The sequence below is a fragment of the Nocardia sp. JMUB6875 genome (assembly GCF_041154655.1).
Lineage (GTDB): Bacteria > Actinomycetota > Actinomycetes > Mycobacteriales > Mycobacteriaceae > Nocardia.
Genome location: NZ_BAAFGR010000243.1, coordinates 1 through 8,531 on the forward strand (window position 1 = coordinate 1; position 8,531 = coordinate 8,531).

The window sequence follows — 8,531 nt, forward strand, 5'->3', positions numbered from 1 at the left end:
GCCCAGCCCCGCGTCGGCGGCCCGCCCGGGTCCCGCGCCCAAGCCCGCCGTGCGCGAGAACGCCGCTCCCGCAGCGTCTTCCGCGCCGGCTACCCCCGCGCCGCGTCCCGACGCGCCGCGTCCGGCTGCCCCGGGCCCGCGCCCGGCGGCGCCGCAGCCCAACGCCGCGGCCCCGAGCCCGTCGGCCGCGCCGCGTCCGGCCGGTCCGAAGCCGGGCCCGAAGGCCCCGCGCGTCGGTAACAACCCGTTCTCGTCGGCTCCGGAGCGTCCCGCTCCGCGTCCGGCTCCCCGTCCGGGTGGTCAGCAGCAGGGCGGCCCGCGTCCGGGTCCGGGCCAGGGTGGCCCGCGTCCGGGTCCGCAGGGCGGTCCCCGTCCCGGTGGCGAGCAGCGCGGTCCGCGTCCGGCTCCCGGCCAGGGCGGTCCCCGTCCGGGTCCGGGCCAGGGTGGTCCGCGTCCGGCCGCTGCCGGTCAGGGCGGTCCCCGTCCCGGCGGTCCGCGTCCCAGCCCCGGTTCGATGCCGCCTCGGCCGAACCCGGGTGCCATGCCCGCGCGCGCTCAGCGTCCGGCCGGTCCGGGTGGCGCAGGCCGTCCGGCGCGTCCGGGTGGTCCGGGCGCCGGCGGCGGTCGTCCCGGTGGCGGCGGTGGCGGTGGCTACCGCGGCGGCGGTGCTCCCGGCGCCGGTCAGGGTGCGGGCGCGGGTGCCGGCGGTGGCGCCGGTGCGCCCGGTGGTTTCCGCGGTCGTCCCGGTGGTGGCGGCGGTGGCCGTCCCGGTTCGGGTGGCGGTCGCGGCGGTGCCGCGGGTGCCTTCGGACGTCCGGGTGGCGCGCCCCGCAAGGGTCGTAAGTCGAAGCGGGCGAAGCGCGCCGAGTACGAGAACCAGCAGGCGCCGATCGCCGGTGGCGTGCGGCTGCCGCGCGGCAACGGTGAGATCGTGCGTCTCGCCCGCGGCGCCTCGCTGTCGGACTTCGCCGAGAAGATCGGGGCCAACCCGGCCGCGCTCGTGCAGGCGTTGTTCAACCTCGGCGAGATGGTCACCGCTACCCAGTCGGTGAACGAGGAGACCCTCGAGCTGCTGGGTTCGGAGATGAACTACGTCGTGAACGTGGTCTCCCCGGAGGACGAGGACCGCGAGCTGCTCGCCAACTTCGACCTCACCTACGGCGAGGACGACGGCGACGAGGAAGACCTGCAGGTCCGTCCGCCGGTCGTGACCGTCATGGGTCACGTCGACCACGGTAAGACCCGACTGCTGGACACCATCCGCAAGGCCAACGTCCGTGAGGGCGAGGCCGGCGGCATCACCCAGCACATCGGCGCCTACCAGGTGCTGGCCGAGGTCAACGGCGACGACCGACTGATCACCTTCATCGACACCCCCGGTCACGAGGCGTTCACCGCCATGCGTGCCCGTGGTGCGAAGGCCACCGATATCGCGATCCTCGTGGTCGCGGCCGACGACGGCGTCATGCCGCAGACGGTGGAGGCCATCAACCACGCGCAGGCCGCGGACGTGCCGATCGTGGTGGCGGTCAACAAGATCGACAAGGAAGGCGCGAACCCGCAGAAGATTCGCCAGCAGCTGACCGAATACGGTCTGGTCGCCGAGGAATACGGTGGCGAGACCATGTTCGTGGACATCTCGGCGAAGCAGGGCACCAATATCGAGTCGCTGCTCGAGGCCGTGGTCCTGACCGCGGACGCCGCCCTGGATCTGCGCGCCAACCCGAACATGGACGCGCAGGGTGTGGCCATCGAGGCCCACCTCGACCGTGGCCGTGGTCCCGTGGCGACCGTGCTCATCCAGCGCGGCACCCTGCGGGTCGGCGACTCGATCGTGGCGGGCGACGCCTACGGTCGCGTGCGCCGCATGGTCGACGAGCACGGTGACGACGTGGACGCGGCGCTGCCGTCGCGGCCCGTCCAGGTCATCGGTTTCACCTCGGTTCCGGGTGCGGGCGACAACCTGCTCGTGGTCGAGGAAGACCGCATCGCGCGTCAGATCGCCGATCGCCGCAACGCTCGCAAGCGCAACGCCCTGGCCGCGCGCAGCCGCAAGCGGATCTCCCTGGAAGATCTGGATGCCGCTCTGAAGGAGACCTCGGAGCTGAACCTGATCCTCAAGGGCGACAACTCCGGTACCGTCGAGGCCCTCGAAGAGGCGCTGCTCGGTATCGATGTCGGCGACGAGGTGCGCCTGCGCGTCATCGACCGCGGTGTCGGTGGCGTCACCGAGACCAACGTCAACCTGGCGTCGGCGTCGAACGCGATCATCCTCGGGTTCAACGTCCGGGCCGAGGGCAAGGCGACCGAGCTGGCGAACCGCGAAGGCGTGGACATCCGCTACTACTCGGTCATCTACCAGGCGATCGACGAGATCGAGAAGGCCCTCAAGGGTCTGCTCAAGCCGATCTACGAGGAGCACGAGCTGGGCCGGGCGGAGATCCGCCAGATCTTCCGCTCCTCCAAGTTCGGCAATATCGCGGGTTGCTGGGTGCTCTCGGGTTCGGTCAAGCGCAACGCCAAGGCGCGCCTGCTCCGTGACAATGTCGTGGTCGCCGAGACCACCATCCAGTCGCTGCGTCGTGAGAAGGATGACGTGACCGAGGTCCGCGAGGGCTACGAATGCGGTCTGACCGTCGGCTTCAACGACATCAAGGAAGGCGACATCATCGAGGCCTACGAGCTGCGGGAGAAGCCGCGCGACTAGGTTGCAGTACACGATCCCGCCGGACCTTTCGAGGTCCGGCGGGGTTGTGCCCTTGTTTTTGAAGTGTCCCAGCCCTTCCGGGTAACCGTGCGCGCATTCCCCGGGGCGCGTTCATATGACTGAAAAGATGTTTTTCGGAGCGCTCGAATTCGATATCTTGCTCGGTGATGTGCATTCACTGAAGGAGAAGCGCTCTGTCATCCGCCCGATCATCGCGGACCTGAAACGGTTCGACGTGAGTGTGACCGAGGGCGGAGATCATGACCGGTATCGGCGATCGTTGCTCGGTGTGGCAATGGTCAGTTACGGCATGAACCACCTGACCGAGGTGCTGGACAAATGCGAACGGCACGTCGCCAATCGTCCGGAGTTAGAGTTGCTGGCAGTACGCCGCCGCATCTTCGGACCCGAAGACTGAAGAAGTGAGGAGGGCTCGACATGGCTGACCAGGCTCGAGCACGCCGACTCGCAAAGCGCATCTCGTCGATCGTCGCCACGGCGATCGAGTACGAGATCAAGGATCCGCGACTGCGGTTCGTCACCGTCACCGACGCCAAGGTGACCGGTGACCTGCGTGAGGCGACAATTTTCTACACCGTCATGGGCGAGACCATCGACGCCGAACCCGATTACGCGGAGGCCGCGGCCGGTCTGAAGAAGGCCGCCGGGATCCTGCGTTCCAAGGTCGGTGCGGGCACCGGGGTGAAGTTCACCCCGACGCTGGCGTTCAAGCTCGACACGGTGCCGGAAGCGGCCCGTGAGATGGAAGAGCTGCTGGCCAAGGCCCGCGCCGTCGACGCGCGCGTGGCGCAGGTGTCGGTCGGCGCGTCCTACGCCGGTGAGGCGGACCCGTACAAGTCGGACGAGGACGAAGACGACGACGAAGCCTGACCCGCCGTGACCCCCGTCGATGTCACTCCCGCCGTCGAGGTGCTCGATGCCGCGAAATCGGTGACCATCCTCTGCCACGTCCAGCCCGACGCCGACACCATCGGCAGCGGGCTGGCCCTGGCGCAGGTGCTGCGTCGGCGCGGGGTCCCGGTCGTCGTCTCCTTCGCCGAACCGGCCGAACTGCCGGCCTCCATGCGGTCCTTGCCCGGCACCGAGTTGCTGGTGCGCGCGGACCAGGTGCCGCGGGAGGTCGACGTGCTGGTGTGCGTGGACTGCGGCAGCTCCGGGCGGCTCGGGGTGCTGCGTGACCGATTGGACGGCGCCGCAACGACTTTGGTGATCGATCACCATCGCTCCAATACCCGCTTCGGGCGGGTCAATGTGGTCGACGAGGCCGCCGAATCCACCGCCGGTGTCATCGCCCGCATCCTGGATGCGTGGGGCGAGCCCATCGACGCCGCCATCGCGCACTGCCTCTACGCCGGATTGGTCACCGACACCGGCTCTTTCAAATGGGTGCGCCCCGGCTCCCACACCCTGGCCGAGCGCCTGTTGGCCACCGGCATCGACGGCGCCACCATCACCCGCACCCTGATGGACACCCACCCCTTCGCCTGGCTCCCCATGCTGTCGCGCGTCCTGGCCTCCGCCCAGCTGCTGCGCGACGCGGCGAACGGTGCGGGCCTGGTCTACGCCGTGGTCCGCCGCGAAGACACCGAACACGTCCGCTCGGAAGAGGTCGAGAGCATCATCGACCTGATCCGCACCACCGACGAGGCCCAGGTCGCCGCCGTCTTCAAGGAATCCCGCAGCGATCCGGACCACTGGACGGTCTCCCTGCGCTCCCACGCCAACGCCGACGGCACCCCGGGCGTCGACGTCTCCCGCGTCGCCACCGCACTGGGCGGCGGCGGACACCGTTATGCCGCAGGCTATTCCACCGCCGGAGCCGCCCCCGAGCTGCTCGCGAACCTGCTGCGCGAACTCGGCTGAGCCCGATCAGTTCCGGAAGATCCCGTCGCGGGCGAGCCAGACCAGGGTCGGTGTGCCCAGCTCGTCGAGCCACGCCGGTGATTCGGTGGCGGTGAAGGCCGCGGCCATCGCCTCGAACCAGGCCGCGAACGACGGGAAGTCGGGCACGGCGTCGGCCTGCTCCTCCCACGCACCGTCCGCGGCATATCGCGCCCGCGGCTCATCCTGATGGTGGTAGTACACCGGGTATTCACCGCCCGAATCCGGCTGCGTGACATCGAAACACCACACCGCCCCGTACCCGGCCTCGGCGAACCCGACCAGATGATTGGTCGACAGCTGCCGCCCCGGCTCGCGCTCGACCCCCTCGGGCAGATGCACCAGGTCAGCGTTCAACCCGACGAGCTCCTGCTCGTCCACGAGCACGAACTCGCGGTCCGGTTCCTCCCGATTGCAATGCAGCCGATTGTGTTCCGCCAGCAGTGCCCGGTAGCTCGGCGGCACCGACCAGGCGACACTGCCGAAGTGCGGCTCCAACAGCGTTTCTCGCGCCCGCACCGCCTCCTCCGAGGCGGGCCCGGTCCCGTCGAGATCGAGCAGTCCCGCCGAGGCGGCCCGGCGCAGCTTCGACAGCGCGTCGCGAGTAATAGCCATTGTCCGAATCCTGATGTCCTCGAGTGCCTTTGGTAGCGGACAGCTTAGAACCGGCCTCAGCTCGCCGTGAGGTCGCCCGGCGGAATGTTGTGGTTCAGGTGAAACACATTGTCCGGGTCGAACTTCTGCTTCAATGTCGCCAACCGCTGCCACGTCTGTTCGCCGTAGGCCTGTCGAACCCGTTGCGGCCCCTCGTCTTGCAGGTGATTGACGTACCCGCCGCCCGCTGACCATGGCTGCATCGCCTGCCAGGTCTCCTGCGTCCAATCTCGGTGGGCGGAGTCGGAGGCCGTGCGGTCGGGCCACATCGAGGCGACGGTGAGCATGGCGGTGGCGTGGCGGAAGCCGAATGCCGTGTCCGCGGCGGGAACTCGGGCGATCGCGCCGCCGGTTATCCGCAGCAACACCTGGGACATGGGCGAGGTCATTCGCCACGCGGATTCGACCAGACGCTCGATGAAAAGGTCGTCCAGCGGGCCGAGCCATTCGGCGCGTGCGTACACCGGGAATCCGGCAGGCGCCGAATCGTCGACCAGGGTTTGCAGCACCGTGTAGGACATTGGCCCGAAACCGTCGAACACCAGGTCCCCCGCCGTTCGCAATGGCCGGATCAGTGCCTCGGCTTCGGCGTGGGCGCCGGTGTGGCAGGCGGCCACCGCCAGCATCGGGGTGCCGTGGAGTCGAGGCGGAATGAACGGCGCCGGCGGGGCGGTGATCAGGGCGGCATTGAGTCCGAGCGCATCGGGTGCGGTGCGTGCCAGATCGAGGAACGACTTCAGGGCGGCCTCCGCCGAGGCGAGCGGATACAGTGCCATTCCGGCGTACAGCGGTATCGGAATCGGGTTGAGCCGCAATGTGAATCGGGTGACGATGCCGAAATTGCCGCCACCGCCGCGCAATCCCCACAGTAGATCCGGGTGGGCGTCCTCGGTGACCTCGATGATGTCGCCGGTGGCTGTGACCAGCTGCGCCGCGATCAGATTGTCGCAGGTGAGGCCGTATTGGCGGGAGAGCCAGCCGACGCCGCCGCCGAGGGTGAGCCCGGCGACGCCGGTGTGGGACACCTCGCCGCCGGGCACGGCCAGCCCGTGCGCTTCCGCCGCACTGTCGAGTTGCGCCCACAGCACGCCCGGTCCTACCTGGGCGAGGCGGGCTTCCGGATCGATCTCGATCGACCGCATGGGGCTCAGATCGATGACCAGCCCGCCCTCGCACACCGACAGCCCCGGAAAGCTGTGCCCGCCACCGCGAACCGCGATGGCGAGATCGTGGCGGACACCGAAGCGCACGGCCGCCGCGACGTCTTCGGCGCTCGAGCAGCGGGCGATGAAGGCCGGGAACCGGTCGATGGCGCCGTTCCACACTCGCCGTGCCTCGTGATAGTCGGCGTCTCCCGGCAGGATCAGGGTGCCGGTGAAGCCGGTCAGCCCCAAGAGTCGATTCGTCATGCCGCTCAGCGTCCCGCCCGGCTGCCGTACCCGGACATCCCCGGTTTCGGGGGATTCGCCGCGGGAGCGGGAGCGGCGATACTTACCCCCATGACCGGAAAGTCGGTGGATGTCCTGACCGCGGGCGTCGAACAGGTGCTGCGGACGAGTTCCGGGCCGGTCGCACTGCTCGAGGCCGTGGCCGCGACGGTGCGTGGCGCGGTGGCGTTCGACGCCTGGTGCGTGCTGACGATCGATCCCGCCTCGGTGCTGCCCACCGGCGGCTCACACCGCGAGGGTCTGCCGCTGGAATACATGCCCCGGCTGCTGGAGATCGAGGCGCGCGGGGAAGACGCCCTCGCCCTCGCCGATCTCGCGCGGATCGGACGGCGCGCCATGACGCTGCACACCGCCACCAACGGCAATCCCGAGTCCAGTTCGCGCTACCGGGACATCCTGGTGCCCGCCGGAATGGCACACGAGATGCGCGTGCTGTTCGAGGCGAATTCGCAGACCTGGGGTGCCATGGTGCTGTTCCGCGGTACGGGCGCACCGGATTTCACCGATACCGAAGCGCGTCTGGCGGCGACCGCCACCGCCGGTGTGGCCGCGGCGATTCGCCGCGAGATGGTGCTCACCGAGATCGAGGCCGAGGACGCGGTGGAGGGCCCCGGACTGCTCCTGCTGACGCCTGACCTGGAACCGATCACCGCGACGTCCTCGGCGGCCCACTGGCTCGACCGCATCGACGACGACCGCGACCCCCACCTGGAACTTCCCTTCTGCGTGCTGAATTCGGCCCACCGGGCCCGCTCCCGCCCCGGTCCGTCGCGCACCCGCATCCGTACCCGTTCCGGTCGCTGGCTGACCCTGCACGCCGAACAGCTCGCCGGGACCGACGGCAATGTGTCGATCATTCTCGAGGCCACCCGCCCCGTCGAGATCGCCGCGTTGATCGCCGATACCTACCACCTCACCACGCGCGAACGCCAAGTCGTCGGCCTGCTCACCCGCGGTTACAGCCGCACCGAAATCGCCCGTGTGCTGGCGATTTCCGCGCACACCGTCGACGACCACATCAAGCGGGTCTTCGCCAAACTCGACGTCCGCTCCCGTCCCGAACTCACCGCGAAGCTCTTCTTCGACCATCACGCGCCGCGCATCGAGAACGAGACGCCGGTGGGCGGCAGCGGATGGTTCCTGCGGTGAGGCTTCGGCGGGAGCCGAAAGTCAGTCCGGGAGGCCGTAGATGGTGACTCCCTTCGGAGCCTCGACGCGGTAGCCGAGGGTGATGGTGGTTTCGGCTTGGGGGGCGAGATCCTGTTTCCAGGTGAGGATTCCGAGGTCGTCGCGTTCGGACGGAGGGGGCTTCAGGGTCGTTTCCTTGACGGTGACCGTGGTGTCGCGGGGGACCGGGAGGCGGTCCAGGATGGTGACCGTGGTGGGGCGGGCGCCGTGGTTGGCGATGGTGATGGTGTATTCCCATTCGATGCGGCGGGCCGAGCCGAGGGTGGCCTTGGAGGCGTTGCGGCGCACCAGTTCTCGTTCGATTCGGATGCGGTCGTCGACGCCGAGGGCGAGTTCGCGTTCCTCGCCGGGGGCCCAGATGTCGAGGGTGGTCGCGCCGACGTATTCGCTGTCGTTGAACAGGGAGGCGCGGCCCTTGGGGAGGGTGTGCTCGGAGGTGTTGCGGGCGGTGGCGCGCAGGATGGCCTCGGGGGAGTGGATCGGGGCGGCCACGTGATCGAGATCGGCCTCGAGGTCGAGAGCGGTGATGAGGGTGCGGTGCTCGGTGCCGTCCGAGGCGATGGCGACCGGGCGTCGCGGAGAGTAGGTCGTGGCGGTGGCGTCGTGTTCGACGGTGCTGACCGCTTCCTGAA

8 protein-coding genes are annotated in these 8,531 nt (G+C 69.3%); 5 read left to right on the top strand and 3 right to left on the bottom strand.

The genetic code is table 11. The features are described from left to right. From infB to ACAM49_RS36380, 4 genes are all read left to right on the top strand, one after another. The coding region (gene infB, locus ACAM49_RS36365) for a translation initiation factor IF-2 (RefSeq protein ID WP_369640074.1) at positions 1 to 2,707 on the top strand (2,707 nt) is incomplete at its 5' end. A 127-nt stretch (positions 2,708 to 2,834) separates the two neighbouring features. Beyond that, entirely contained in the window at positions 2,835 to 3,125 is a 291-nt protein-coding gene (locus ACAM49_RS36370; protein ID WP_040810726.1) for a DUF503 domain-containing protein, read from the top strand. Between the two features lie 20 nt (positions 3,126 to 3,145). Then, on the top strand, positions 3,146 to 3,598 hold the full coding sequence (rbfA, locus tag ACAM49_RS36375) for a 30S ribosome-binding factor RbfA (protein WP_369640075.1): 453 nt from the start codon (positions 3,146 to 3,148) through the stop codon (positions 3,596 to 3,598). Positions 3,599 to 3,604: 6 nt separating this feature from the next. Then, the gene (locus ACAM49_RS36380; protein ID WP_369640076.1) at positions 3,605 to 4,591 is read left to right on the top strand and encodes a bifunctional oligoribonuclease/PAP phosphatase NrnA; all 987 of its coding nucleotides are present in this window, start codon (positions 3,605 to 3,607) and stop codon (positions 4,589 to 4,591) included. Positions 4,592 to 4,597: 6 nt separating this feature from the next. On the opposite strand, the gene ACAM49_RS36385 is transcribed toward ACAM49_RS36380, so the two are convergent. Next, on the bottom strand, positions 4,598 to 5,224 hold the full coding sequence (locus ACAM49_RS36385) for an SMI1/KNR4 family protein (RefSeq protein ID WP_369640077.1): 627 nt from the start codon (positions 5,222 to 5,224) through the stop codon (positions 4,598 to 4,600). A gap of 56 nt (positions 5,225 to 5,280) precedes the next feature. Next, positions 5,281 to 6,672: an FAD-binding oxidoreductase gene (locus ACAM49_RS36390; protein ID WP_369640078.1), complete on the bottom strand. Its 1,392-nt coding sequence runs from the start codon at positions 6,670 to 6,672 to the stop codon at positions 5,281 to 5,283. A 90-nt stretch (positions 6,673 to 6,762) separates the two neighbouring features. Between ACAM49_RS36390 and ACAM49_RS36395 the strand changes: the two genes are divergently transcribed. Further along, positions 6,763 to 7,860, top strand: coding sequence for a LuxR C-terminal-related transcriptional regulator (locus ACAM49_RS36395; RefSeq protein WP_369640079.1), 1,098 nt, complete (start codon positions 6,763 to 6,765; stop codon positions 7,858 to 7,860). Positions 7,861 to 7,881: 21 nt separating this feature from the next. On the opposite strand, the gene ACAM49_RS36400 is transcribed toward ACAM49_RS36395, so the two are convergent. Next, on the bottom strand, positions 7,882 to 8,531 hold a 650-nt coding region (locus ACAM49_RS36400; protein WP_369640080.1), incomplete at its 5' end, for a DUF4139 domain-containing protein.

Excerpts from the sequence above, each read along its gene's own strand:
- ACAM49_RS36370 (WP_040810726.1), top strand. The coding sequence starts at position 2,835 with ATGTTTTTCGGAGCGCTCGAATTCGATATCTTGCTCGGTGATGTGCAT.
- ACAM49_RS36385 (WP_369640077.1), bottom strand. The coding sequence starts at position 5,224 with ATGGCTATTACTCGCGACGCGCTGTCGAAGCTGCGCCGGGCCGCCTCG.
- rbfA (WP_369640075.1), top strand. The coding sequence starts at position 3,146 with ATGGCTGACCAGGCTCGAGCACGCCGACTCGCAAAGCGCATCTCGTCG.
- ACAM49_RS36390 (WP_369640078.1), bottom strand. The coding sequence starts at position 6,672 with ATGACGAATCGACTCTTGGGGCTGACCGGCTTCACCGGCACCCTGATC.
- ACAM49_RS36395 (WP_369640079.1), top strand. The coding sequence starts at position 6,763 with ATGACCGGAAAGTCGGTGGATGTCCTGACCGCGGGCGTCGAACAGGTG.